The 26,427-nt window shown below is 60.8% G+C and carries 20 protein-coding genes, 1 pseudogene and 1 riboswitch; of the genes and pseudogenes, 8 read left to right on the top strand and 13 right to left on the bottom strand.

Annotated elements, in window-relative coordinates; translation table 11 throughout:
• Nucleotides 1-292 precede the first annotated feature (292 nt).
• Nucleotides 293-3,337, bottom strand: a complete 3,045-nt coding sequence (locus BW989_RS07480) for a TonB-dependent receptor (RefSeq protein ID WP_076586935.1) — start codon at nucleotides 3,335-3,337, stop codon at nucleotides 293-295.
• Nucleotides 3,338-3,888: 551 nt separating this feature from the next.
• On the opposite strand from BW989_RS07480, the gene BW989_RS07485 reads away from it, so the two are divergent.
• Nucleotides 3,889-6,636, top strand: coding sequence for a TonB-dependent receptor plug domain-containing protein (locus BW989_RS07485; protein WP_076586937.1), 2,748 nt, complete (start codon nucleotides 3,889-3,891; stop codon nucleotides 6,634-6,636).
• 570 nt (nucleotides 6,637-7,206) lie between these two features.
• Nucleotides 7,207-8,211 (top strand): class I SAM-dependent methyltransferase, encoded by a 1,005-nt coding sequence (locus BW989_RS07490; RefSeq protein WP_076586939.1) that lies wholly within the window; start codon nucleotides 7,207-7,209, stop codon nucleotides 8,209-8,211.
• 26 nt (nucleotides 8,212-8,237) lie between these two features.
• Here the strand turns inward: BW989_RS07490 and BW989_RS07495 are convergent, their stop codons facing one another.
• Both BW989_RS07495 and BW989_RS07500 read right to left on the bottom strand, forming a co-directional pair.
• The gene (locus BW989_RS07495; RefSeq protein ID WP_076586941.1) at nucleotides 8,238-10,010 is read right to left on the bottom strand and encodes a phosphoenolpyruvate carboxykinase (GTP); all 1,773 of its coding nucleotides are present in this window, start codon (nucleotides 10,008-10,010) and stop codon (nucleotides 8,238-8,240) included.
• Nucleotides 10,011-10,066: 56 nt separating this feature from the next.
• Nucleotides 10,067-10,657 carry a TetR/AcrR family transcriptional regulator gene (locus BW989_RS07500; protein ID WP_076587266.1) on the bottom strand — a complete coding sequence of 197 codons (591 nt, stop codon included), beginning with the start codon at nucleotides 10,655-10,657 and terminating at the stop codon, nucleotides 10,067-10,069.
• A gap of 183 nt (nucleotides 10,658-10,840) precedes the next feature.
• Here BW989_RS07500 and BW989_RS07505 point away from each other — a divergent pair, with 183 nt between their 5' ends.
• A complete protein-coding gene (locus BW989_RS07505; protein WP_076586942.1) occupies nucleotides 10,841-13,324 on the top strand; it encodes an acyl-CoA dehydrogenase in 2,484 nt (827 codons plus the stop codon).
• A 63-nt stretch (nucleotides 13,325-13,387) separates the two neighbouring features.
• Nucleotides 13,388-13,867 carry a hotdog fold domain-containing protein gene (locus BW989_RS07510; protein ID WP_076586944.1) on the top strand — a complete coding sequence of 160 codons (480 nt, stop codon included), beginning with the start codon at nucleotides 13,388-13,390 and terminating at the stop codon, nucleotides 13,865-13,867.
• 9 nt (nucleotides 13,868-13,876) lie between these two features.
• Here the strand turns inward: BW989_RS07510 and BW989_RS07515 are convergent, their stop codons facing one another.
• Genes BW989_RS07515 through BW989_RS07525 form a run of 3 tightly spaced genes read right to left on the bottom strand, consistent with a single transcriptional unit; the run spans nucleotide 13,877 to nucleotide 16,448 of the window.
• Nucleotides 13,877-14,230 carry a DUF1304 domain-containing protein gene (locus tag BW989_RS07515; RefSeq protein WP_076586945.1) on the bottom strand — a complete coding sequence of 118 codons (354 nt, stop codon included), beginning with the start codon at nucleotides 14,228-14,230 and terminating at the stop codon, nucleotides 13,877-13,879.
• Nucleotides 14,227-15,126, bottom strand: a complete 900-nt coding sequence (locus BW989_RS07520) for a metallophosphoesterase (RefSeq protein WP_083688372.1) — start codon at nucleotides 15,124-15,126, stop codon at nucleotides 14,227-14,229. Before BW989_RS07520 ends, BW989_RS07515 begins: the two co-directional genes overlap by 4 nt.
• Nucleotides 15,123-16,448 (bottom strand): NTP/NDP exchange transporter, encoded by a 1,326-nt coding sequence (locus tag BW989_RS07525; protein WP_076586947.1) that lies wholly within the window; start codon nucleotides 16,446-16,448, stop codon nucleotides 15,123-15,125. Before BW989_RS07525 ends, BW989_RS07520 begins: the two co-directional genes overlap by 4 nt.
• A 207-nt stretch (nucleotides 16,449-16,655) precedes the next feature.
• Between BW989_RS07525 and BW989_RS07530 the strand changes: the two genes are divergently transcribed.
• On the top strand, nucleotides 16,656-18,050 hold the full coding sequence (locus BW989_RS07530) for a serine hydrolase domain-containing protein (protein ID WP_242651376.1): 1,395 nt from the start codon (nucleotides 16,656-16,658) through the stop codon (nucleotides 18,048-18,050).
• A gap of 133 nt (nucleotides 18,051-18,183) precedes the next feature.
• On the opposite strand, the gene BW989_RS07535 is transcribed toward BW989_RS07530, so the two are convergent.
• The 7 genes and pseudogenes from BW989_RS07535 to hemP all read right to left on the bottom strand — a co-directional run.
• A complete protein-coding gene (locus BW989_RS07535) occupies nucleotides 18,184-18,702 on the bottom strand; it encodes a hypothetical protein (protein ID WP_076586948.1) in 519 nt (172 codons plus the stop codon).
• 718 nt (nucleotides 18,703-19,420) lie between these two features.
• Entirely contained in the window at nucleotides 19,421-19,819 is a 399-nt protein-coding gene (gene gcvH / locus BW989_RS07540; protein WP_076586950.1) for a glycine cleavage system protein GcvH, read from the bottom strand.
• A 50-nt stretch (nucleotides 19,820-19,869) separates the two neighbouring features.
• The gene (gene gcvT, locus BW989_RS07545; protein ID WP_076586951.1) at nucleotides 19,870-20,970 is read right to left on the bottom strand and encodes a glycine cleavage system aminomethyltransferase GcvT; all 1,101 of its coding nucleotides are present in this window, start codon (nucleotides 20,968-20,970) and stop codon (nucleotides 19,870-19,872) included.
• Nucleotides 20,971-21,096: 126 nt separating this feature from the next.
• Nucleotides 21,097-21,528, bottom strand: a complete 432-nt coding sequence (locus tag BW989_RS07550) for an NfeD family protein (protein ID WP_076586953.1) — start codon at nucleotides 21,526-21,528, stop codon at nucleotides 21,097-21,099.
• Between the two features lie 3 nt (nucleotides 21,529-21,531).
• Nucleotides 21,532-22,500: an SPFH domain-containing protein gene (locus BW989_RS07555; protein WP_076586955.1), complete on the bottom strand. Its 969-nt coding sequence runs from the start codon at nucleotides 22,498-22,500 to the stop codon at nucleotides 21,532-21,534.
• 66 nt (nucleotides 22,501-22,566) lie between these two features.
• Entirely contained in the window at nucleotides 22,567-22,773 is a 207-nt protein-coding gene (locus BW989_RS12410; RefSeq protein WP_129582863.1) for a hypothetical protein, read from the bottom strand.
• 298 nt (nucleotides 22,774-23,071) lie between these two features.
• A pseudogene (hemP, locus tag BW989_RS12820) lies at nucleotides 23,072-23,176 on the bottom strand (hemin uptake protein HemP); the annotation flags it as partial.
• Nucleotides 23,177-23,364: 188 nt separating this feature from the next.
• A riboswitch (yybP-ykoY riboswitch) is annotated at nucleotides 23,365-23,462 on the top strand.
• 92 nt (nucleotides 23,463-23,554) lie between these two features.
• Here hemP and BW989_RS07570 point away from each other — a divergent pair.
• The 3 genes from BW989_RS07570 to BW989_RS07580 are packed head-to-tail and all read left to right on the top strand — an operon-like array spanning nucleotide 23,555 to nucleotide 26,408.
• Entirely contained in the window at nucleotides 23,555-24,130 is a 576-nt protein-coding gene (locus BW989_RS07570) for a TMEM165/GDT1 family protein (RefSeq protein ID WP_076587273.1), read from the top strand.
• 27 nt (nucleotides 24,131-24,157) lie between these two features.
• Nucleotides 24,158-25,456, top strand: coding sequence for a NupC/NupG family nucleoside CNT transporter (locus BW989_RS07575; RefSeq protein WP_076586958.1), 1,299 nt, complete (start codon nucleotides 24,158-24,160; stop codon nucleotides 25,454-25,456).
• Nucleotides 25,457-25,460: 4 nt separating this feature from the next.
• On the top strand, nucleotides 25,461-26,408 hold the full coding sequence (locus BW989_RS07580; RefSeq protein ID WP_076586960.1) for a ribokinase: 948 nt from the start codon (nucleotides 25,461-25,463) through the stop codon (nucleotides 26,406-26,408).
• The last annotated feature ends 19 nt before the right edge of the window (nucleotides 26,409-26,427 follow it).

The raw sequence follows: 26,427 nt of genomic DNA on the forward strand, positions 1-26,427 counted from the left end.
GAGGCGCGACGCATCGCATTGGCCGCTTCCAAGGTCGCGTCCAATGCATTCCGGTAAGAGCCTTCGAGCAAAGAAGCCTGGCCAAGTTTCAGCCATGCAGCCGGCAAATCGGGCACCTTCGTCACGACCTCTTGGTAGGCCGCTCGAATGAGGGATAGATTGCCACTCGCCTCGGCAGCACGCACGCCACCCCAGATATCTGCTTCTTGAACGCTCATGCTTGCATCGTATTCCATCTGAAAATGAAACGGCCGCCCGGAGGCGGCCGTTTGAGTAACCGACTTCAGTTGAATCAGAAGTCGTACTGCACCATCAAGCGAACCGAACGCGGCTGCTGGAAGCTCGCCGGCAGCATATAGGTGCTGCTGGCAGCACCCGTCGCTGAAACTTCTGCAGTTTCAATGACCGAGGTGACCTTCTGCGAGTTCAAGATGTTGAAAACGTCCATCTTGAATTGCAGGCCCTTCATCCAGTTGGGCTGATACACAACGTTCAAGCCATACTCCGAAGTCCACGGCAGGCGACCCTTGGTGCCGCGCGGTACGGCAACGACCGAAGCATCGTCAGTGGCATCGCCGGTGGTGCTGCAACGCATGAACGAGGAGCCGTACGGGTGAGCCGAGTAACCATCACTCGGATCCAGGTCAAGCACGCCCAGGCAGTTGATCGGGCGACCGGACTGCACAATGGCGTTCATGCCGACGGACAGCTCATCGCTGATGTCGTAGCTACCGAACAACTTCAGGCTGTGGCGACGGTCGTTCGGCAGGAAGCCGTACGTGTCGGTCGTCAGCGCCAGGTAGTCGAAGTCCTGCGTCACGCTGGTATCGCCCTGACCGATGTCGGACTTGACGCCACCTTCGGTGTTGCCCTTGCTGCGAGCGTACGTGTAGTTGCCCTGCAGGAAGAAGCGATCCCAACGACCGTCGAACAGGAACTCCAACGCGGAGTACGTGCGCTTGGCCTTCGGCGACAACAGCGCGCCGGGGACGGTGACTTCGGTCAAGGTGCCGTTGTTGAGGTAATCCGTCACGAAGACCGCGTCATTGCCGGGGTTGAACATGCGGCAATACGGGAAGCCTTCGCTGGGCAGCTCGGCATGGTCGCCATTGGCATTTTCGAACGTGTTGGGATCGAAACCGCCCGCGATCAGCACCGGCACGTAATCGCAGTTGTCATCGATCGCGGCTTTCAGCTCACGCATGATGCCGCGCACGCCGACCGCCACGTTGTCGGTGACCTGCTTCTGGAAGCCCAGGATGAACTCGTCCTGATACATCGGGTCCAGGTTCTTGGACGCGATCGTGATCGGGTTCTTCGGGTTGCCGGTTTCCGCGTTGATGAAGCGGAAATTGCCACGCGAGGTCGCACCCGTCGGAGCACCGGTTGCCCGGTCAATACCGGTGAACAGGTAGTCTTCACGCGTGAACAGCGAGGCCGAGGCGCCGCGCACAGCCACGGACGGGGTCAGCGGCAGTGCATAACGGCCGGCGGTACCGAACACCTTGAAGGAACCGTCGCCATCGACGTCCCAGCTGAAGCCCAGACGCGGAGAGATCTGGTTCTCGATCTTCACGTAGGCCTGGCCCTGGCCGTTGACGTTTTCGAAGGTGTCCGAACGGACGCCCATGTACAACATGAAGTTGTCGGTGATGTTCCAGCTGTCTTCCAGGTAGTAAGCGCTTTGCTTGACGCTGACGACTGCACCCTGGCTGGTGTACTGCAGGCGTGCAACATCGAACTCGTCACCCGTGTTGGCACGGCCGTCCGGACCGTTTGAGGTCAGGTACGTCCAGCGATAACCACCTTCGAATGCGGAACCGGCGCGCGACTCGTAATCATCGCGGTCGTAACCGCCGCGGATGCGGTGATCACCCAACTGCCATTCAAGATCGACGCGGTACTGCTCGCGTTCGTCGCCGGAGTTGATGTCCTGCAACGTGGCATTACTGATGTTGCAAGGGCTGGAGTAGGCGCCAGTGAGCGTCTGACGATAGCCAGGGCGTGAATCGACCACGGTCGGGCAGCCACCGGTCGGTGCCACGCGCGGGGTCGGCACGGTGAAGCTGCCATCGTAACTGCCACGACGACCATCCGGGCTAGTGACGTACGTCGAACGGGAGTACTCGCTGCGGCCCGCCAAGGCGGACAGCGTGAAGCTGTCGGTCAGGTAACCGGTGTACTTCAGGATGTAGTTCTGACCACCCGATTCCGCAACCGTGTCACCCAAGTAGGTGCCGCGAACGAACGAGCCCGGCGCATTGGTGTACGAGCTGGTGACCGTTTCGCTTTCATCACTGAATGCAGTGAATTCGAGCAGGTTGTTGTCGGTGATGTTCCAGTCCATCTTCAACAACCAGGTCGGGGACTTGGTTTCCGAGGTGGTGTTGCTGGTGGCAAGCACGGAACCAAAGGTGTCCGCTTCGTTCTTGCCATACGACAAGATGCCGTAGGCGAACAGGCGGTCCTTGATCAGCGCGCCGCTGGCCCAGACGTTGGCGCGGACGCCATCGGACGTGTCCTTCGAGTTGTCCTGGCGCAGGCTGCCAAAGTCAGGCGTCAGCGGGTTAGCGTAGTACGTGTTCTTGACCTGAGAGCGGAGCGAATCCGGGCTCCAATAGACGTTGCCGCCGGCATGGAACTCGTTGGTACCGCGCTTGGTGATCTGGTTGACCACGCCGCCCAGCGAACGGCCAAATTCAGCGCCGTAGCCACCGGTCTTGGTCTGCTGCTCCGCAACGGCCTCGAACGGAATGTTGCTGAAGTTGAGGTTGCGGAAGGTATTGGTGACGTTGAAACCGTTGACGTAGTACTGGTTCTCGGCCACCGAAGCGCCGCCGAAGGAAGCGAGGTTGCCGAATGCGGCATCGCCACGCACCGTACCCGGGGCCAACAGGGCCACCGAGGTCGTGTCACGACCCACCGGGATCTTGTTGATCTGCTCGGAGGTCAGGATGGAGGTGGACTCCACCGAGGTCACGTCGATCGGGTTGATGTAGTTGCTGCCCACCACCGTGACGGTGTCCAGCGCCGAGCCGCCGCTGACGAAGTCGACGTTGGACGCCGTACCCACGTTGACAGTGACATTACGCGGGCTGCCGCCATTGCGTGAAACGGTGTATTGGCCGGTCGGCAACTGCGAGAAGCGATAATTGCCAGAGGAGTCGACCGTGATCGTGCGACTAAAGCCGGTTGCTGGATTGGCAACCGTGATCGTGTCACCCGCTGCCGCCTTACCTGCCACGGCACCTGCCGTATTGGTCTGCGCCTGAACACCGCCAGCGAAGCAAAGCCCCATCGCCACGGCAAGTGCGCTTCGCTTGAGCGAGGTGCGCATCGTATTAGAAGCCATTGTCAAACCCCCAGGTAGAAGAGTAATGGATTGAAATTTCAGAAATGCTAGTCAAGACCAGAATGCCCGACCGCCCGACTATAGTCCCGCCAACGAAACGTTAACAAGGGGGTGTCTGCTATTCATATTAATAAGAGTCGCTTTTCCGGGCATTAGGTCACGCCACCAAGTCCTGCTGGCGCCATCAGGCAATAGGTGTCAAAGATCCCCGATCCTGTGGCAAACCGGGTACTTAGGCCTGATCTGGTACTCGCGCTCTCCCTTCTCATTGAGAGTTCCGCACATAACCATCATCTGCATGCATTATTTACGTTTTGTTCATTTTTAAAAAAACCTTGTCGCATCAAGGCTTTGCCCTCACTCAGAACAAACATTTGACGCCCTTCGCCGCTTAATTATTAACAAGACTTTAATTTTCAAGCGGGGCTGGCTACTATCGGGGTAGCCGTGCGTTAAAGCTTCGTGATGAGCAATCGCGCGTGGCCAATCAGCTTGCCTATGGCAGACGACACTAGCCCTCTTGGAGACAAAGAGTCATGAGCTTCAAAACCCATAAGCTTCGCGATGCAATCGTGATCGCACTCGCCGTAGGCGTCGCCGCTCCCGGCCTCGCCCTCGCCCAAAGCAATGAGGAGTCCGACAGCAAGACCCTCGACCGCATCGAAGTGACCGGCTCGCGCATCAAGCGCGCAGAAGTCGAAGGTGCACTGCCGGTAACCGTCATTGGTCGCGAACAACTCGAGACCAGCGGCGACATCTCGGTGGCCGACTACCTGCGTAACACCAGCTTCAACACCTTCGGCTCGTTCCAGTCCACCTCGGGCAGCTCGGGCCAGGGCTTCACCGGCATCAGCCTGCGCGGTCTTGGTACCAACCGTACCCTGATCCTGATCGACGGCCGGCGTGCACCGACCGCGCCGATGATCGGCAACTCGCAGGATCTGAACTCCATCCCGATGGCCGCTGTCGAGCGCATCGAGCTGCTGTCTGACGGCGCATCGGCCATCTACGGTTCCGACGCCATCGGTGGCGTGGTCAACGTGATCACCCGCAAGGATTTCGAAGGCATCGAAGCCAGCGTCGGCCTGGGCATGCCCAGCGAGGCGGGTGGCGACACCAAGGAAATGAGCGTCGTCATGGGCAGCGCCGGTGAGCGCAGCCGCGTGATCGCAGGGGCTTCGTGGAATTCGCGCGACGTCATCTATACCCGTGACCGCGATTATTGGTATTCCGCCCCGGGTGCTTCGGTTTATTCGAACAACTTCTCGCGCACCACCTCGACGGCCGCCAGCGCGTTGCTTGCCCACCCCACCTTCGGCTCCGCCGTGCCGGGCCTGTGCACCAACGGCGATGCCAGCGACCTGTTCTATCAGTCCGCGAACCGCAACTGTCAGTTCAACCACTCCGCGACTTCGGCCAACCTGACCTCGCTGGACAACCGCGCTGTGTTTGCCCGCGGTGACGTGCAAATCAACGACAACTGGACCTCGTACTTCACTGCCTCGGTCAACCGCACCAAGAGCTTCGGTCGTTACGCACCGGTCCCCTCAAGCCCGTGGCCGGGCGGCGCCATTCGCCTGGTAGCCGGCACCCCCAACCATCCGGGTACTCCGACTGCCAATGGCGGTCTGAACCCGAACTGGGCTGACCCGTACTACCAGACGTTCCGCAACCAAGACGTGTTCCTGTTCCACCGTTTCGCTGCCCTTGGCCCGCGCGATGGCAACACCGAGAACACCACCAGCAACTTCATGCTGGGCTTCGAAGGCTTGCTGTGGGACAAGGTGGACGTGGACTTCGGCATGCGTTACGTGCAGTCGCGCGCCATCAGCCTCGGCACCAACTACGTCGTCGGCGGCCTGGCACAGGCTGCGATCACGGCCGGTCGCTACAACATCTACAACCCGTATGCCGGCAACCCCAATGGCCTGGGCATGACCGCGACCATCTCGCGTGACATGGAAACCTCGGTGAAGGAAGTCTACGGTACCGCTGGCTTCGATCTGTTCAGCCTGCCGGGCGGCAATGCTGCCGCCGTTGTCGGTGCCGAATACCGCGAAGAGGCTTATCAGGACATCTACGATCCGCTGTCCTCCAGTGGCCAGATCGTTGGCTCGGCTGGCAACTCGGCGGCGGGCGACCGTAACGTCAAGGCTGTCTACGCCGAAGTCCTGTTCCCGTTCTTCAACTCGTTTGAGATGAGCCTGGCCGGTCGCTATGACCAGTACAGCGACTACGGCAACGACTTCGCACCGAAGGTGTCCTTCCGTTACCACCCGATCGATTCGCTGACCTTCCGCGCTTCGTATGGTCAGGGCTTCCGCGCGCCGTCGCTGGACATCCTGTCTCAGGCGGCCGCGTTCAGTGCAGTGACCACGTCCGATCCGGCCACCTGCCTGATGTTCACCGGCTCGCTGTCCTGCAGCAACGCTCAGGTCTCGACCTACAGCATCTCCAACCCGAACCTGGAGTCCGAAAACTCCAAGCAGTGGACGGCAGGTGTGGTGTGGGATGCCACCGACTGGATCAACACGTCGCTGGACTACTACAACATCAAGATCGAAAACCAAATCGCCCAGCTGACCCTGGGTACGGTGGTTGGCTGTCTGCGTGGCACGATCTCGATCTGCCCGAGCGCACTGTCGACCTTCCCGCAGGGCACCGTGCTGCCGAACGTCGGTCTGGGTCTTGGTGCCCAGTTTGACCCGGCCACGGGCGGCATCGTGAATGCCCAGACCGGTTTCGGCAACATCGGTTACTTCGAAACCCAGGGCTTCGACTGGAAGGTCAACACGAACTTCGATCTGGGCACCATGGGCAAGATGCGCAACCAGCTGTCGGCCGGTTATGTGTCTGATTACTCCGGCAATGGTGGTGCAAACACGGCCGGCCGCAAGGGCCTGCCGCGTATCCGCGCCAACCTGAACAACAATTGGTCGTTCACCAACTGGGACTTCAACTGGAACATCAGCTACATCCACAGCACGCAGTCGCAGGCCTATCGTGAGTGGCTGGCCCTGATCAACACCCCGGTCTTGACGCCCGTCCAGATCAGCAACAGGGACTTCTACGCATCGCAGCCCTCGCACCTGCCGTCGTGGGTCATCCACGATGTCCAGGCCAGCTTCAAGGCCCCGTGGAATGCCACGATCTCTGTCGGCGTCAATAACGTCGCCAACAAGATCCCGGTGTTCGAGAACTACTCCGGTGGCACCAGCTACGACTCCACCCTGTACGATCCCTGGGGTCGTGTGATCTACTTCCGCTACACCCAGCGCTTCTGATCAAGGCTGGCGCATTCAATCAATGCGGAAAGGAGGGTCTCGAAAGAGGCCCTCTTTTTTTATGCGTGCGCGGCACGAGCAGCCACCGCCATAGACAAGCGGAATCGTTACCATGGACTGTGCTGATGACGTAGTCGCCCATGCCTATCCTGCCGTCCGTTTTTTCAACGCCCATGACGACCGCGGAGGGTCACCGAAGCGCACGCCTTGGACGAGCGAGTCCTCTCTCCACATCACGCGCCGCAACGGTTACTTCGGCAGGCACAACCACTCCCTGCATTCTTGGTCCGGCGTGTATAGCACCTGCCTAGAAGCAAACGATTGGAGAGGTGATACTGGGTGTCTTGCCTTTCTCAATACGAATTCGTCGATATTCATCGAGATGTCGGAGGCTTTTGGCCTGAGTCATCTTTCGATCAAGCTCAAACCTGACTAACGTGTGCTGTTTCCGTCCCAGCTGCAGCATTACGACAGCCCTTCCGAGCCCGCAGGCGATGATGGCTTGCGAATCACCATAGCGTTCAATGCGCACATGCGCATGGACTCAATCAATCCGACAGGACAACCCGCATGAGCAACGAAATGCAGGACGCGAACCCGGATCGCCGCAAGGCATGGGGCAATTATTGGCAGCAAGGTGCACTGCACAGCCTGCCAACCTCGTACGCGGGAAATTATCGCGGTGCCGTGGCGGATTTCTGGGCGTCGATTGCCAATACGCTCAATGCCGATCAACGCGTCCTCGACATCGGCACCGGCAACGGCTCGCTGCCCTTCCTCCTTCACTCACAACTTGCTGCGAATTGCCCGCGCATCGACGCGATCGATCTAGCCGACCAACTCGCCCCGGCATGGCATCAGGCGTTGCCGGACGAGATCCGCGGCAAGATCGCATTCCACACGGCAACCCAGGCCGAACATCTGCCTTTTGCAGATGAATCATTTGACCTGGCCTGTAGCCAGTTCGGCATCGAGTATTCAAACCTTACTGCGGCGCTTGCGGAAGTTGCGCGAGTACTTCGTCCGCAGGGTCGACTGGCATTGATCATGCACCATGCCGAATCGCAGCTTGCCTTGGTGGCAGCAGAAGAATTGAAGTGGGCGAACTGGCTATCAACTGAAGGCAATTTCCTGCAGAAAGCCAGGGATATCTATCCATGGCTGGCATGGGTAGCGGCGGGCAAGCAGGCAGAACTCGTCGACAACCCGGAGGCCAACAGCGCGCGTACGGCGTTCAATCAGGCACAGGCGGAGATGTCGCAATTCATCGAGTCCAGCCCGATTCCCGACTTGCTGCACGATGCGCGTGACATGGTGGCATCGCATATTGATGCGATCCTGTCTGGGCGTGCCAATGCGGCGCAAGCAAACCAGGCATCACTTGAATGGCAGGATGCACTGAAACTGAGCGCCTTCCGCCAATACGAGCTGATCAAGCACGCGCTCGACAAAGCTTCTTTTCAGCATCTGTCAGGCACATTGGACACGCTCGGATTTCAGATCGAGCACGCGCAGGCACTCACGGAAGGCGACGACATCCTGATCGGCTGGTCGCTTATCGCCAGCCGTCGCTAATCACTTGATGACGGAGCGCGGCCCGCTTAGCCGAGGCTGCGAGCCGTGGCCTTCTGCTCGTCCTTGAGTGCCTCAGGCATGCGAGGACCGTACTCATCCAGGTACTCACCAATGCTGGCGAACTCGTGCCGCCAGCCCTCGCGGTCATAGCCAAAGAGCTTCTCGCGGGCCTCTTGGCTAAGCTCGACGCCCTCAAGATTCACGTCCTCTATCTTCGGCAGGTGGCCGATCGGGGTTTCCTGGCTATCAACCTCCCCCGCCACCCGCTTGAGCATCCACTCCAGCACGCGCATGTTGTCGCCGAAACCGGGCCACAAGAAATCGCCGGCGTCGCCCTTGCGGAACCAGTTGACGTGGAAGACCTTCGGCAGCTTGGCGTTGGCTTGGTCGAAGGACAGCCAGTGTGCGAAGTAATCCGCGAAGTTGTAGCCGCAGAACGGCTTCATCGCCATCGGGTCGCGGCGCATCACGCCGACCGCGCCGGTCGCGGCCGCCGTGGTCTCGGAACCCATCGCCGCGCCGACGAGCACACCATGCGTCCAGTCACGCGCCTCGAACACCAGCGGCACCAGTGACGCACGACGCCCACCAAATACAATGGCACTGATCGGCACGCCTTGCGGGTCTTCGGCCATCGGCGAATACGACGGGCACTGCTTCGCACTGACGGTGAAGCGGGAATTGGGATGCGCCGCCGGCTTGCCGGCATTGAAATCGTATACATTTCCGCGCCAATCAATGGCGGGCACGCGTTTGTCGAGACCCTCCCACCACGGCTGGTTGTCATCGGTCACGGCGACGTTGGTGAAGATGGCATCGCGTTGCAGCGAGGCCAGCGCATTCGGGTTCGATTTTTCGGACGTGCCCGGCGCCACGCCGAAGAAGCCGGCTTCCGGATTGATCGCATACAAGCGACCATCCGCGCCCGGACGCATCCAGCAGATGTCATCACCGATCGTGGTGATCTTCCAACCATCACGCACGTAGCCTTCCGGCGGGATCAGCATCGCGAGGTTGGTCTTGCCGCAGGCACTCGGGAATGCGGCGGCGATGTAGTGCTTGTCGCCTTTCGGGTTCTCGATGCCGAGGATCAGCATGTGCTCGGCCAGCCAGCCTTCCGACTGCGCTTGGTGCGAGGCGATGCGCAACGCGTGGCACTTCTTGCCTAGTAGCGCATTGCCGCCGTAGCCGGAACCGAAGGATTGGATCTCGAGCTCTTCGGGGAAATGCATGATGAAGCGACGGTCCGGGTTCAAGTCGCCGGTCGAGTGCAGGCCTTTCACATAGCTGCCATCGCGCTCGATGCGCGCAAGCGCCGGCGCGCCCATGCGGGTCATGATGCGCATGTTGGCGACGACATAGGCCGAATCGGTGATTTCCACGCCGCAACGCGACAGCGGCGAATCGATCGGGCCCATGCAATACGGCACGACATACATCGTGCGCCCTTCCATGCAGCCTTCGAACAAGGAATCCATCTGCTGACGGGCCAACTCAGGCGCCATCCAGTGGTTGTTCGGGCCGGCATCGTCACGATTGGTGGTGCAGACGAAGGTCAGATGCTCAACGCGTGCGACATCGTCCGGATGCGAACGGTGCAGGTAACTGTTGGGATGGGTGTCTTCGTTGAGCTTGATCAAAGTGCCATCGGCTTGCATCGCCTGGATGAGCGCTTCGTTCTCGGCGTCGCTGCCATCGCACCAGTGGATGCGATCAGGGCGGGTGAGGCGGGCAACTTCAAGCACCCACTGGTTCAAGGCCTCGAGTTTGCTTTGCGAATTCTGTGCGATATCGGTCATGTCGGTTCCGGAAATGGAGCGAAGCCGCGCAAAGGGCACGGCAGAAATAAAGGAAGTCAGACTTTGGCGGGGATCAGCGTCGCCATCATGTGGTTCACGTAATCCTCGAACTCCTCGCGCTGCATGTCGCGCTGGCCCAGCTGCAGGTTGAGCTGGAGGAAGCCGACGTACGCGGCATACGCCAGGCGTGCGCGGTGCTGCGCATCGGTCGCATCCAGACCCGCAGCGCGGAAAGCCGAGGTGAGGTAGTCGAGGCGGCGCTTGGACACGCGACCGATCACCGGCTGCACCGCCGGGTGATCCAACGCCTTCAAGAGCTCGCTGTAGATGACGTGCGATTGCACTTCGTTGGCCACCAGCTTGAACAGTGCACCCAGACGCGCGGCAGGATCCTGGATGCCTTCCAGCTGACCGAAGACTTCATCCTGCTCATGGCCCTCCCAACGCTCCAGCGCCGCCTGCAGCAGCGCATCGCGCGAAGGGAAGTGCCAGTAGAAGCTGCCCTTGGTCACGCCCAAGCGGCGGGCCAGAGGCTCTACGGCCACGGCGGATACGCCCTGTTCGGCGATTTGGTCGAGCGCGGCCTGCGCCCAGTCATCAGCGCTCAGTCGGCCGCTGCGTTCGGGTTTGTCGTTGGGAGGCGTCATGGTGGACATTGTAACCATACGCAGGGGTCAAATTGCGTATGTGGCAGTGCAGCTTGACATGCCATCATGGCAAACATACTTTTGCGTATGGTTTACATCTTCCCGGCGACGTCCACTTCTAGTAGATGTCTCTTCGGGTATTACATAGACAAACAGTCAGCGCGCTAGCCGCAGGAGTGCACCATGTCCACCGTGATCCCGTTTCTGGCCATTCTTCTTGCCACCGGGCTTGCCTCCTATCACCGATGGCGGATGCCAGTGTGGGCGGCCCTCACCGCCTGCTTGCTGGTGGCGTGTTGGCTGCTGGGCGCAAACCCGACCGCAACATTCATCGCCGCCGCGATTACCGCGATCATCGCCATCCCGCTGCTGATCCCGGGCCTGCGCAAGGCTGCGATCACCACGCCCTTGCTCAAGTTCTACACCAAGATCCTGCCGCCGCTCTCGGACACCGAGCGCACCGCACTTGAAGCCGGCACGGTCGGTTTCGAAGGCGAATTGTTCTCAGGCAAGCCAAACTGGGATTTGCTGCTCTCGCAGCCAAAACCCGTCCTGACCGAAGAAGAGCAGGCCTATCTGGATGGCCCGACCGAAGACCTCTGCCGCATGGTCGACAACTGGGACATCGACCACGTCCGCGCCGATTTGCCGCCGGAGATGTGGGAGTACATCAAGCGCAACAAATTCTTTGGCCTGAACATCCCCAAGGAATACGGCGGCCTGGGCTTCTCGGCGCTGATGAACCACAAGGTGATCCAGAAGCTGGCCTCGATCAGCTCGGTGGTGAGCTCGACCGTCGGCGTGCCGAACTCGCTTGGCCCGGCCGAACTGCTGATGCACTACGGCACCGAAGACCAGAAGCGCCACTACCTGCCGCGCCTGGCCGATGGCCGTGAAGTGCCCTGCTTCGCATTGACCGGCCCGTTCGCCGGTTCGGATGCGACCTCGATCCCCGACTACGGCATCGTCTGCATGGGTGAGTGGCAAGGCGCGCAGGTACTTGGTATCCGCCTCACCCTCAACAAGCGCTACATCACTCTGGCCCCGGTCGCGACGCTGATCGGCGTGGCCTTCCGCATGTACGACCCGGATCATCTACTGGGCGACAAGGAAGACATCGGCATCTCGCTGGCCCTGGTGCCGCGCGATACGGCTGGGCTTGAAATCGGACGTCGCCACTTCCCGCTCAACTCGCCGTTCCAGAATGGCCCGATCAAGGGCCGCGATGTGTTCGTGCCGCTGTCGCAGCTGATTGGCGGCGAAGATTACGCCGGCCAAGGCTGGCGCATGTTGATGGAGTGCCTGTCGATCGGCCGCTCCATCACCCTGCCCTCTACGGCCAGCGGCGGTTCAAAGATGGGCGCGGTCACCGTGGGCTCGTACGCGCGCATCCGCAAGCAGTTTGGCCTGTCGATCGGTCGCTTCGAGGGCGTCGAAGAGCCGCTCGCACGCATGGGCGGCCACGCCTACGCGATCAGTGCGCTCTCACAGGCCACCGCAGCCGCCGTGGCGCGCGGCGAGAACCCGGCCGTGCCTTCGACCATCTCCAAGTACCACTGCACCGAGATGGGCCGCATCGTGGCCAAGGATGTGATGGACATCATCGGCGGCAAGGGCATCATCCTTGGGCCGCGCAACTTTGCTGGCCGTGCATGGCAGGCCTCGCCCATCGCCATCACGGTGGAAGGCGCCAACATCATGACGCGTTCGCTGATGATCTTCGGCCAGGGCGCGATCCTCTGCCACCCCTGGGTAATGAAGGAAATGAAGGCCGCCATGCTGGCCGACCCGACGGTGCGCATCAACGAGTTCGATGGTGCCTTGTTCGGCCACATCGGTTACGCCATTTCCAACGCGGTGCGCAGTTTCTGGTTCGGCCTGACTGGCTCGCGCTTTGGCTCGGCACCGGGTGACAACTACACGCGTCGCTACTTCCGCAAGCTCAACCGTTACTCGGCCAACCTCGCCTTGTTCGCGGATGTGTCGATGTTGATGCTGGGCGGCAAGTTGAAATTCAAGGAATCGCTCTCGGGCCGCTTAGGCGATGTGCTCAGCCAGCTCTACATCATCAGCAGCATGCTCAAGCGCTATCAGGACGAAGGCCAGCCGGTCAGCGACCAGCCGCTCTTGGCCTGGGCCGTGCATGACTCGGTCAACAAGATCGAGACTGCGCTCTCCACCGCGCTGCGCAACTTCCCCATCCGCCCGGTGGCGTGGGTGTTGTGGCCGATCATCTTCCCGCTGGGTCGTCGCGCGCAGGCACCGAGTGATCGCCTGGGCCACAAGGTCGCCTCTTTGCTGATGACGCCATCCGATGCGCGTGATCGCTTGGCCGAAGGTGTGTTCACCACGCCGACCGCGCTCAACCCCGGCGGCCGCATCGTCAGCTACCTGCCGAAGTTCGTCTTGGCAGAGCCGGTGGAGCGCAAGTTCCAGAAGGCACTGAAGAACAGCGACATCGAAGCACTCGAATTCGACCAGCAGCTGGTCGAAGGCGTGCGCGAGGGCTGGATCACCGACGAGGAAGCTGCACAGTTGAAGGAATTGCGTGAACTCACCCTCGACACGATCACCGTGGACGACTTCGATACCGAGGAATTGCGCTCGGCCGGTTACGCCGACCTGATCGCCCGCGAGCGCCGAGAGCACGAGCGCGAAGTCGCTTGATCGATATCACTGACTACGCCCGGCCAAGTGCCGGGCTTTCTTCTTCTACACCGAGTAAATCCCATGCGAATTCTTGATTTGTATCGTCGCCTCGCAGACAAACCCGGCGGTCGCTGGCTATTCTCGAAACTCGTGTGCTTCAAGGCCCCTTACTTCGCCAGCATCGCACCCCGCATCGTCTCGTTGGAGCCGCAGCGTGGCGTCGCGACCTTGCGTCACCGCCGACGCGTCACCAATCACATCGGCACCGTACATGCGATCGCGCTATGCAATCTGGCGGAATTCGTCGGCGGCCTGACCTGCGATGTCAGCCTGCCGCGCGGCATGCGCTGGATCCCAAAAGGCATGCAGGTCGAGTATCTGAAGAAAGCCGCAGGCACGATGACGGCCACGGCCACGCCGGAATTCACTCCTGACGTCAGCGACAACGGTTACGACCTCCCTTTCGATGTCTCGATCACGGACGGCGGCGGCGCGGAAGTCTTTCGCGCGCGCATCGCCATGTGGATCACGCCGGTGTCGCCATCGACAATCAAGGATTGATCGAAAGTTTCAGCGTGTGAACCACAACATTGCAATTGCAATCAGCGCCGGCAATGCCTGCACGTAGAAGATGCGGCGACTGACCGACCACGCGCCGTACAAGCCCGCGATCACCACGCAGACCAGGAAGAACATCGCAAATTCACGTGATGCAGTGATAGCTGCGTAAAACAGGCCCGCGGCTATGAAACCGTTGTACAGACCCTGGTTGGCGGCCAGCACCTTGGTCGCCTCGGCCCGCTCAGGCGAGTTGCGAAACGTCTTCAAGCCCAACGGGCGCGTCCACAGCAACATCTCAAGCACCATGAACCACAGGTGCAAAAGGCCGACCAGCACCACCAACCCCCAAGCGACCTGCGTCATTGCGTTTCTCCGTCTTGATTTGATGTTTGCTTGAGCGTCAGCCGTGAAATCTCCGGCGGCACGCCCAGGCGCACGGGGATGATGCTGGTACCGACACCCGGCGATACGAACATTGTGCGCCCTTGGTACTCAATCCAGCCATTGAGCGTGTGCGAGTGTTCGATGAAGTGCCCTGGCCTGCGCAGCGGTAATGGATAGATCTGCCCGCCATGCGTGTGCCCCGCGACCGTCAACGCGGTGTGCGCCGGGATTCGCGGCAACAGGTCCGGCTCATGCGTCAACGCGATCACTGCCGCATCACTAGGTATCTGCGCGTAGGTACCTGCCACATCGGGCCTGCCTTCCTGCAAATCGCCAAGGCCGGCCAACCAGAAGCTGCACTGACCGATCTGCACGGGAACCGCGCGGTTATCGATCATCTCTACCCCCGCCGCCGAAAACTTCGTACTGATGTCGTTACCGTTCTTCCACCAATCATGGTTGCCCAGCACCGCATATACCGGCTTGCGTGATGTCAGCGGCTTGAGATGCTCGGCGATGACCTCGGGCGGAACGTATTCGCCCAGCAATACGCTCAGAATCACGTAGTCGCCGGCCATCAGCACGATGGGGGCGTCGCTCGCGATCAAACGCTGCACCAGACGGTCGAGCTTGTCCACGCCGTTACGCGGAGAACCCGTGTGCGTGTCGGTGATGACATCCATACGTAATCCATCGCATTGGGCGGGCCAGTTGTTCACTGGCAAGACATGATCGCGTTCGACCAAGCGCGCGGTTTCGATCACGCCACCGTAGAACGTCAGCCCGATGGCAGCCAGCAACGCCGCCAAGGTGCTTCGGCGCACATGGCGATGGGCGATGAAGGCACGCAGGCGCCCTCCTTTGCGCGATGTCATTTCTCGTGGTCCGGGCGCATCGATGCGGCCAGACGCTCACCCGTCAGCTTGGACAATCGCCATCCAATCAAGCCCGCAACCAATGCAGAGGTCGCGCTGATAGCCGCGAACATCGCCACCGTTGCTCCACCGGCGCGCAGGATGTTCATGCCACTGGCGATCACCATGTCGCCGAAGCGCCAGACCGCGGTATCGACCACATTCTGACCCTTGTAACGCATCACCCGTGGCGCCTTCGCGAACAAGCTGTGTCGCGCGGGCTCGGCCATGCCGTAGGCGAGACCACGTGTCACGATCAATGCGAGCGCGACGGCAGGCATGCCGGCGATGAGCGGCAGATGTGGATCAGGCACCACCATCACCAAGGTCAACATCGCGATGCCTGCCACCGCCCACACGGTGAGAACCACTCCTGCGCCATAGCGAGGCAGCATCCAACGGGTGAGGAATATCTGCACGACCACCGTCAGGATATTGGTCGCGAGATCCACATTGGCGAAGAACCGCGTACGCAGCACATCCGTGTTGAAGGCTTGGTGCGCGTAATCCGTCACCAAGGCGTAATTGACCGTGCCGATGCCATCGGCCAGCAGCAGCAAGATCGCCATGTTGCGCATGAAAGGCGTGGCGAAGATCTGTTTGACGCCATCCCACATGCCGCCGCCAACGGCCTCTCCGCCTGCCTGCTCCGGGCGCACATGCGCATGCGCTTTCGCCCATCGCCCCAGCATCACCACGCAGATGACCGCGACGCTCAATAACGATGCCGACACGACCAGGAGCGGCGCGACGCCGAATACCTGCACCAGGCCACGTGTCAGTGTCGGGCCAGCCACCGCGCCAACGGTACCGGCCACCGCGATGATCGGGAACAAGCGCTTGGCCTGTTCTGCACTCCAGATATCGGTCATGAATATCCAGAACAGCGACACCACGAACAAATTGAACACACTCACCCAGACAAAGAACACGATGCCGAGCGTACGCGGCGATAGCAGCGTCGGGTTGGCGAAAAACGGCACGAAGCACAACAAGCACGCGACACCCGCCAGATTGAACAGCGGCACGACGATTCGCCGCGGCCAGCGCGAGACCACGGCGCCGAAGATCGGTGCCAGCAACACCATGCAAATGAAAGTCGCGCCGTAGAACCAGGGCAACTGGGTAGAGCCCACGGCGGCCGATAGCTGTTCACGTACCGGGCGAATCATGTAATACGCCGCCAGCACGCAGAAGAAATAGAGGAAAGAGATCGCCACCGCCGGCCATTCGCCTTGGTGAATACGATCAAAAGCGTTGCCACCGGCAGGTTTGGGTTCCATCCGCGCACGGTATCTGACCGATGCCGCCACTGCCACTATTCCGATGGACCGATCCCTCCGCGCATGTAAGCGAGCCGCATGCAGTCACTTAGCTGAATATTGCGATGCAAATCAATTGGATGCCGAAACTACTTCGCCCTGTTCATGCACAAAATGGATTCACTCACTTAGTATGTCCACCAGATCTAATCCGCTCGAGGGGATGCCATGCACGGACGTCGCGGAAAACCGCTGATTGCGTTCAAACTCGCCACCGTCGCCTTCCTGATGCCAGCCACGGCTGGCCTCTCTGCCCAGACCACACTGCGCTGGCCTTCCAACTCGGGACAAACCCCGACCGTGGAAAAAACCGCGCCCGGCAACACGGCCCTGGACAACTATCTGCAGCAACAAGCGACGCCGCAGGCAGACATAACCGCGCCCCTGCCATTCGATGTGCGCACGTTCGAAGGCATGGCCCAGCAACTTGTCAGCAACCAGAAAGTTCCAGGGCTGGCCGTCGCGATCGTGCAGAACGGCCGCGTCTTGAGCGCGCGAGGTTATGGCATCACCGACACCTCGCGCCCGGAACCCGTGGACTCGCACACTGTGTTCCGCCTGGCATCGCTTTCCAAGTCTTTCGCAGGCACGCTCACCGGCATGCTGGTCAATGATGGACTTCTGTCCTGGAACCAGCCCGTCGTGCAGTACGTGCCGAGTTTCCGCCTCAGCAATGCGGATTCGACTGCGCGCCTGAATGTCGCCAACCTGCTCAGCCAAAGCACCGGCCTGACTCGCAATGCCTACGATCGCGACATCGAGGCCAATGCCAGCTATTACACCGTGCGCTCGAAATTGGCTGCCGCACCACTGCGCTGTGCACCGGGCAGCTGCTACTCGTATCAGAACGTCGCCTTCAGCGTGATCGGTGACGTGGTGCATGCCGCCACTGGCCGTTATTACGATGCCAATGTGCAATCGCGCATCTTCAAGCCGTTGGGCATGAACGATGCAAGCCTGGGCCTTGAAGGTATCGAAGGCAGCCCGCGCTGGGCCAAGCCGCACGTGCGTGGTGGTGGCGGATGGCGCTCGTTGATGCCGAAGCCGACCTACTATCGACTGGGGCCGGCAGCCGGCGTCAATGCCAGCATCACCGACATGGCGCAGTACCTGCTTGGTCAGATGGGTCATCGCCCCGAAGTCATGTCACCCGAATTGCTTCGCTCGATCCACACCGCGCGCGTCGACACGCCGACCGAGCTTCGCAGCTCGCGCTGGCGCCGGGAGCGCCTGCAATCCGCCGGCTACGGCATGGGCTGGCGCATCTATGACTACGCAGGCCACAAACTCTACTTCCATGGCGGTGCAGTGCAGGGGTATAGAGGCGCGATGGCCTTGCTGCCCGACCGTGATCTCGGCATCGTGATCCTCTGGAACAGCGAAAGCAGCCTGCCTTCGGGGCTTTTGCCCACCATCCTCGATAGCGCGATCGGCCTGCCGCAGCCGCAAGTGGCTTGGTTGAAACTGGACAACATGCCGACCGGCGCACCGACGCCTGGCATGGACGAGGAAGAAAGCGAAGGCGTTGGCAGTGGATCGGCCGAGGGGTCGCCGCCTCGCTGAATCGAGCAAGGCGCCAGCCTCGACCAGATAGAAAAAACCCGCGCTAGCGCGGGTTTTTGGTATCCGAATGACCGGAACCCAAGTGATCCGGCCGCCTTCGCCTGGGCGCGAAGGACGGCTGGATAATTGCCGATCAGATCGTCGGCATCGGCATCGGCGGCATCGCAGCCGGGGCCTTCTTGGCTTTCTTGGTTGCCTTTTTGGCTTTCTTCGCAGCCGGCTTCTTTTTCGCCGCCTTCTTTACTGCCTTTTTGGCAGCTTTCTTGGCTGGCTTCTTCTTGGCTACCTTTTTGGCAGCCTTCTTAGCTGGCTTTTTCTTGGCTACTTTCTTCGCAGCCTTTTTCACTGCCTTCTTGGCAGCTTTCTTGGCTGGCTTTTTCTTGGCTACTTTCTTCGCAGCCTTCTTCACCGCTTTCTTGGCGGTCTTCTTCTTGGCTACCTTCTTCGCGGCCTTCTTGGCTGCCGGCTTTTTCTTGGCGGCCTTCTTCACGGTCTTCTTGGCGGCCTTCTTTACCGCCTTCTTGGCTGCCGGCTTCTTCTTGGCGGCCTTCTTCACGGTCTTCTTGGCTGCGGCCTTCTTGGTCGCCTTCTTTACGGTTTTCTTCGCCGCCTTCTTGGCGGTGCTTTTCTTTGCTGCTTTTTTCATGGCCATGGTATGGCTCCTTGTCATTGGGACTTTACTTACAGCTGCCCAGGCTTACACACCACGGGAGTCGGACCCGAGGCGGACCGGCCGCGCGCCACGCGCGAGGCTGCGGTGTCATTGCGTGCATGAGTAACGCTGCACGCGGATACGAAAGAACCCGCGACGCTCACCGATGCGGGTTCCTGATGTTGATGGAGGCGGGAAGAGAGAGACCCGCGAACCCCACTCCGTTTGGGAGCGGTGGCGGACATGTCCGCATGCACATGGTTCGCGACGACGTAGGGCAATTCAAATCCACCTGTTGTTTTCGCGAAACCTAATCACGGTTTTTTTGACTGTCAACACATTCGTGCAATTTTTTTCACGTCCAGGCGCAATACCAGCAAGTGCCATCACGCTTCAGGGGCGCTCTACTTGATCGTCTGCGTCATGCGTAACGCACTGCCGTCAGGGCAGAAAAAAAATTCCAGACCTTAAAACAAGTCTTTTTTATATTTATTCCATTGAAGCGCACAACGAATGCGGATGGATGGGGCAAGCTGCCATCGTTCTGACCTCAGGGTAAAAAGCCTCGAGTGGCTAGTTGAAAATTTTTTTCACCTTTGATCGTTTTTTTGCATCGCGACAGGCATTTTGCGCGAACTTTTTTGCGCCATACCCATCATCTGCCACCAACAAAAACGGCCACCCAAGGGCGGCCGTCTATCCAGCTCACCGATGCGAATCAGTGGTCGTCGTCTTCCATCGTCGCGGCATAGTCGTCAGCGGAGAGCAGCTCGTTGAGTTGCTCTGGTTCGCTCAACTCGACGACAAACAGCCAACCTTCGCCGAACGCGTCTTCGTTGATGATCTCCGGCTTGTCGGCCAAACCTTCGTTGATGGCGACAACCTTGCCGCTCACTGGGGCGTAAACATCAGACGCAGCCTTGACCGACTCAACGACTGCGCAAGCATTGCCGGCCTCGACATCATCGCCAACCGCGGGCAACTCGACGTAGACCAAGTCGCCCAACAGGCCTTGCGCGTGATCGGAAATGCCGACAGTTGCGCGACCGTCGCCTTCAATGCGTACCCATTCATGGGATTTGAGGAATTTCAGATCGCCGGGGATTTCGTTGCTCATGGGGGCTCCGGAAAATGGGTGTGGGGTGGAAGTGGGTTAAGTCTAGCGGCTCAAATGCCGTCCTGCGCCTTGCCTTCGCGCACGAACGGGAACTTGACCACGCGCACTGGCACCTCGCGGCCGCGGATGTCCACACGCACGTCACCCGGCGCACCCGCCGGAACGCGTGCGAAGGCGATCGCCTTGCCAAGGGTCGGCGAAAAAGTACCGGACAGGATCTCGCCATCACCGTTGTCGGTCACGACGCGTTGCCCGTGACGGAGCACGCCCTTCTCGTCCATCACCAGACCGATCATCTGGCGCGGCGCACCATCTACGGCTTGCTCTTCAAGCGTGCGACGACCGTTGAAGTCGCGTCCTTCATCCAACGCCACCGTCCATGCGAGTGCGGCTTCATAAGGCGAGACGGTCTCGTCCATGTCCTGGCCATAGAGGTTCATGCCGGCTTCCAGGCGCAAGGTGTCGCGTGCGCCAAGGCCGGCCGGCTTCACGCCTGCGGCAGCCAGTGCATTCCACAAAGCAACGGTATCGGCTTCGGGCACGATCACTTCAAAGCCGTCTTCGCCGGTATAACCAGTGCGGGCGACGAATAGCGGAACACCATCGACCGTGCGTGTTTCGAGCGCGGCGAATCGGCCAAGCTTGGCGGCCTTCGCGCGATCGGCTTCCTCCAGCAATGCGATCACCTTGTCCCGCGCATTGGGGCCCTGCACCGCGATCATGCCGAACTCCGGGCGCTCCACGACCTGCACATCGAATGCCGCCGCTTGTACGGTGATCCATGCGATGTCCTTGTCGCGGGTCGCTGCGTTGACGACCAGACGGAACCAATCTTCACGCATGTAATAGACGATGAGGTCATCGATGACGCCACCTTCCGGCGTCAACATGCAGGTGTAGAGCGCCTTGCCCGGCTTCTGCAGCTTGTCGACGGAATTGGCGACCAGTTTGCGCAGGAAATCACGCACGCGCTCGCCGGTGAGATCGACCACCGTCATGTGGGATACATCGAACATGCCGGCATCGCGGCGCACATCGTGATGCTCGTCGATCTGCGAGCCGTAGTGGATCGGCATGTCCCAACCGCCGAAGTCGACCATCTTCGCGCCCATCGCGCGGTGGGTGTCGTTGAGGACGGTCTTCTGGGTCATGTCGGTCTCGCGCGTGAGGAAAGGCGCGATTATCGCATTGCAGGCCGAACGCAGCCGGACCGCGCTACGAACAAATAGGCATATGAAAACCTACGCCCCCGAATGCAGGGGCGCAGGCAGCTGCGCTCAGGCGGCTTCCACCTGCAGCGTCATTCCGCTTACCGCGACGATGCGCACGCGCGTGCCGGCCGGCAGATCCGGGCCGGTGACGTTCCAGAACGCATCGCCCAGTTGCGTACGCCCTTCGCCATCGATGATCGGTGCGGACAACACCGCGGTGTGGCCGACTAACTGCTCGCCACGTTTGTTGAGGAGCGGCTGATCACTGGCGCGTCCACGACCGCGGAACCATTTGCGATAGATCGCCACCGATATGAAGCTGAGCACGATGAAAATGACGACCTGCGTCAGCACGCTCATGCCTGGCACCAGCAGCACGACCAAGAACACAGCCGCGGCAGCGAAGCCAAGCCACAGCAGGAACGCGCCCGGCACTATCGTTTCGGCAGCGATCAACGCAAACGCCAACGCGGCCCAGGTGAAGACATCCCAGCGCATGGGTCAGCCTCCGCTCGGGAACTGCGGGCGAGCCGGCGGACGCGGCGGCGTGCTGTCATTGCGCTCCAACGCTTCCTTGGCCAACTCGCCGATACCGGCCAGCGAACCGATCACGCCGGCGGACTCCATCGGCATCATCACAAACTTCTGATTCGGTGCTTCGGCCAACGCCTTGAACGCCTCGATGTACTTCTGCGCGACGAAATAATTGATCGCCTGCACGTTACCGCCGGCAATCGCTTCGGACACCACGCGTGTCGCGTTGGCTTCGGCTTGGGCCAGACGTTCGCGGGCTTCGGCCGCACGGAACGCCGCTTCCTTTTCGCCTTCGGCATCGAGAATGGTTGATTGCTTCTCGCCCTCGGCCTTCAAAATCGCCGCTTCACGGAAACCTTGCGCTTCGAGGATGTTCGCGCGCTTCTCGCGTTCTGCCTTCATCTGCCGCGCCATCGAATCGACCAGGTCACGCGGCGGCTGGATGTCCTTCAGCTCGATGCGATTGACCTTGATGCCCCACGGATGCGTCGCCTGGTCAACAGCCACCAGGACCTTGGCGTTGATCTCGTCACGTTTGGACAGCGACTCGTCCAGATCCATCGAACCGATCGCGGTACGGATGTTGGTCATCACCAGGTTCAAGGTGGCGATCTCAAGCTGGGCGACTTCGTACGCAGCTTTCGCCGCATCGAGCACCTGGAAATAGACCACGCCATCCACTTTGACGACGGCGTTGTCCTTGGTGATGACGTCCTGGCTGGGCACATCCATCACCTGTTCCATCATGTTGATCTTGCGACCGACGCCTTGGTAGATCGGGATCAGGAAGTGCAGGCCCGGCGACATCGTGTGGGTGTATTTGCCGAAGGCTTCCACCGTCCATTCATAACCTTGCGGCACCATGCGCACCGCCTTGAACAAGACGATCACACCCGCCACCAGCAACACCATCGCCAACATCGGTCCCGTAAACATCACCACCCCTCCTTGTTGAATACCTTGAGTATACGGAGTGGCCATGACAACGCCTGTGCCAAACGCTCACGCGCCAAGTGGCGGCGCTACGCCTTCTGCCAATGCGATCCGGCGGGCGATGCCGCGCCCGACTTCCGACACCGCGGTCCACCCCATCGTGGCGCCCCCGTCGTCGATGCTGGGCGCAAGCCGCAACAACGATGCCTTCCAGCCGCGCTCGCGTGTGCAGAAGCGATACAGGGCGCAGCTGGCGCAGGCCCTGGCGCGACTCACCTGCCACGCACGGCAGACGCGCGCGTAGCGCTTCCCAGACCGAATAGTCACTGTCCGGCAGCAGGAACAAGCGCAGGCAACTGCGTCCCTGATCATCCAACAAGCGCAGGCTTTTACGCACGCCATCCGCGTCCACGCAGCTTTCGGCGCAAACCGAACGCGCACGCTGCCATCCATTCAGCTCGCCACTGTTGCTCGGATACAGACATAGCAACGGGCCCACCCGCGCAAACGCTTCGGCGCTGATCGACGACAGCGATGCATGCGGGAATGTGTCAAGGCGACACATCGTGATGGCCTACTTGGTCAGGATCAGCTTGTCGTTGCGGGTATGGCGAAGCCGATAGCAAGTGTCGCCATGGCGGATGATCAACTCGCGTCCACCGCGCAAAAGCGCACGGCTGGTGACCATCGCCAAGGCGGCCGAAGAAACCGGAGATTGGGGGATGTCGCCACGGTCACTGGGATTGCGTTCGGCATGGGTTTCGACAGCAGGCAGGAGATCGAACATCGAGCACACCTCGGGTTGGCTTTAAATGAGAATAATTATCATTTACTGAAGATGCAAGCCCGCCCATTAGAATGTGTGCACCTCCTCGGGGAGTAGCCCACCGGCAGCGATGTCGGGGCGCGCGTCAACACACTTGGCCGGCCGGCCATGGCGCGCGAAGCGATGCAAACGCATCGACAGGGCAAGACCGAAGGCAGGCAGGGTGTCCCGAGGCCGGGCACGCCCTGCGTGCTTTCGTGTTCCGCACCACGCCCGGCCCCGGAGATCCTGATGAGCGACATCCCCTTCTATCCGGCGCTGCTGTCGACCGGCACCGTGGCCTTGGCCGAGATAGGCGACAAGACCCAGCTACTGGCATTGCTGCTGGCCGCGCGCTTTCGTAAACCCTGGCCCATCATCTGGGGCATCCTGGTCGCCACCCTGCTCAACCATGCCTTGGCGGGTTGGCTGGGCACGCTGGTGGCGCAGTGGCTGACGCCAAATGTGCTGCGCTGGGTCGTCGCAATCAGCTTCATCGCCATCGCGCTGTGGACGCTCAAGCCCGACGAATTGGACGATGACACCACCCTACCCGCGCGCGGCGCGTTCATCGCCACCACCATCGCTTTCTTTCTGGCCGAAATCGGCGACAAGACGCAGGTCGCGACCGTACTGCTGGCCGCGAAATACCCGCCACTGTGGCAGGTCGTCGCCGGCACCACGGTCGGGATGCTGCTAGCCAACGTGCCCGTGGTGCTATTGGGCAGCAAATTTGCGGGCAAGTTGCCGCTGAAGGCCGCGCGAATCACCGCCGCCATCGTCTTTCTTGCGCTGGGTTTGTGGGCGGCATTTCGCGGAATCGGCTAATCTGCGGCGCTATGCATAGGGGATGAGCTGATGGAAGGTCTGGCGAGGATCGGTTTCGGGCTGTTTGGCCTGGCAGTGTTGATTGGCGTGGCCTGGCTGTTCTCGACCAACCGCCGCGCGGTGGATTGGAAGCTAGTGCTGACCGGCATCGCCTTGCAGATCGCGTTCGCGGCCTTGGTCCTGCTGGTGCCCGGCGGGCGCGAGGTCTTCGATTGGCTGGGCCACGGTTTCGTGAAGCTGCTCGACTTCGTCAAGGCCGGCTCCACCTTCATTTTCGGTTCGTTGATGGATGTCGAAACCTTCGGCTTCATCTTCGCCTTCCAGGTGCTGCCGACGATCATCTTCTTCGCTGCCTTCATGGGCGTGCTGTATCACCTGGGTGTAATGCAGGCGATCGTGAAGGCGATGGCCTGGGCGATCACCAAAGTGATGCGCGTATCGGGCGCGGAAACCACCAGCGTCTGCGCGAGCGTGTTCATCGGCCAGACCGAAGCACCGCTCACGGTGCGTCCGTACATCGCCAAGATGACCAACTCCGAACTCTTGACGATGATGATCGGCGGCATGGCGCATATCGCTGGCGGCGTCTTGGCTGCCTACGTCGGCATGCTGGGTGGCAGCGATACCGAAGCGCAGGCGTTCTATGCCAAGCACCTGCTGGCGGCATCGATCATGGCCGCACCGGCCACACTGGTTGTCGCGAAGTTGCTCATCCCCGAGACACAAGAACCGCTCACCCGTGGCACGGTGAAGATGGAAGTGGAAAAGAACACGGCCAACATCATCGACGCCGCGGCATCCGGCGCAGCCGATGGCCTGAAGCTGGCACTCAACATCGCCGCGATGCTCTTGGCCTTCATTGCACTGATCGCGATGGTCAACGCGCCGCTGACCTGGTTTGGCGAAGTCACCGGCATCGCCGCCGCCATCGGCAAGCCGACCAACCTCGAAACCATCCTCGGCGCGGTGCTGGCGCCGGTGGCTTGGGTGATCGGCGTGCCGTGGCAGGATGCATCGACGGTGGGTTCGCTGATCGGCCAGAAGGTCGTCATCAACGAATTCATCGCGTACTCCGAGCTCGCCAAGATCACCAACGGTCAAGTACCGGGCGTGGTGCTCAGCGACGAAGCCAAGCTGATCGCAACCTACGCGCTGTGCGGCTTCGCCAACTTCAGCTCGATCGCGATCCAGATCGGCGGCATCGGCGGCCTGGCACCGGAGCGTCGTTCGGACCTGGCACGTTTCGGCTTGCGCGCGGTGCTGGGCGGCTCCATCGCCACCTTCATGACCGCGACGATTGCAGGCGTGCTGAGTCACTTCGGGTGATCCGATGACACGCGTCGTTGTCGTTGGTTCGTTCAACGTCGATCACGTCTGGCGCTGCGATACATTGCCCGCACCGGGCGCGACCCTGGCCGGCGAATACACAACCGGCCCCGGCGGCAAAGGTTTCAATCAGGCGATGGCCGCGCGTCGGGCAGGCGCAGGCACGGTCTTCGTTTGCTCGCTAGGCAGCGACGGTGGTGGCCAGTTGGCTCGGGCATTGGCCACTGCGGACGACATCGATCTGCGCGATGAAGCAAGCGACGACCCGACCGGCACCGCCGGCATCTTCGTCGGCGCGGATGGACGCAACAGCATCGTTATCGGGCCCGGCGCGAACGCGACGTTAAGCGTGGCGCATGTCGAAGCACAAGCCTCGACGATTCGCGAAGCACGCGTGCTGCTGGCACAACTGGAGTCTCCTATCGATGTCGTCATCACTGCACTACAACTTGCGCGTGAATCCGGCGTGCCCAGCGTGTTGAACACCGCGCCCGCCAATGCTGAGACTACATCTGCGTTATTGGGCATGGCCGATGTATTGACTCCGAACGAGAGCGAATTCGCGTCGCTCGTCGCGCGTCACACCGCGATGGCGATCCCGGCCGACGCGGTGGCTACCGCGGGCGATGATGCCCTGCACCTGCTTTGCCGCACACTGCACCCCAATGGCAGCATCGTGATCACACTCGGTGCAATGGGTAGCTTCGTCTCGCATGCAGATGACGTCATGAGGGGGGATGACATCGCCCACTATCGCGTAGCGGCAGAAACCGCGAACGTCATCGATACCACCGGCGCGGGTGATGCCTTCAACGGCGCGTTGTGCGCGTCGATGGTAATCCGACCGGATGCCCGCTTCGCCGAGCACCTCCGTTTCGCCAGCTATTACGCCGCACGATCCACTGAGTCCGAAGGCGCCGCAGCTGCAATGCCCGTCTTGCCGGTTGGATGACGGATTCCTACTACACTGC

The sequence above is a fragment of the Solilutibacter tolerans genome, assembly GCF_900155935.1.
In the GTDB taxonomy this organism is placed as follows: domain Bacteria; phylum Pseudomonadota; class Gammaproteobacteria; order Xanthomonadales; family Xanthomonadaceae; genus Solilutibacter; species Solilutibacter tolerans.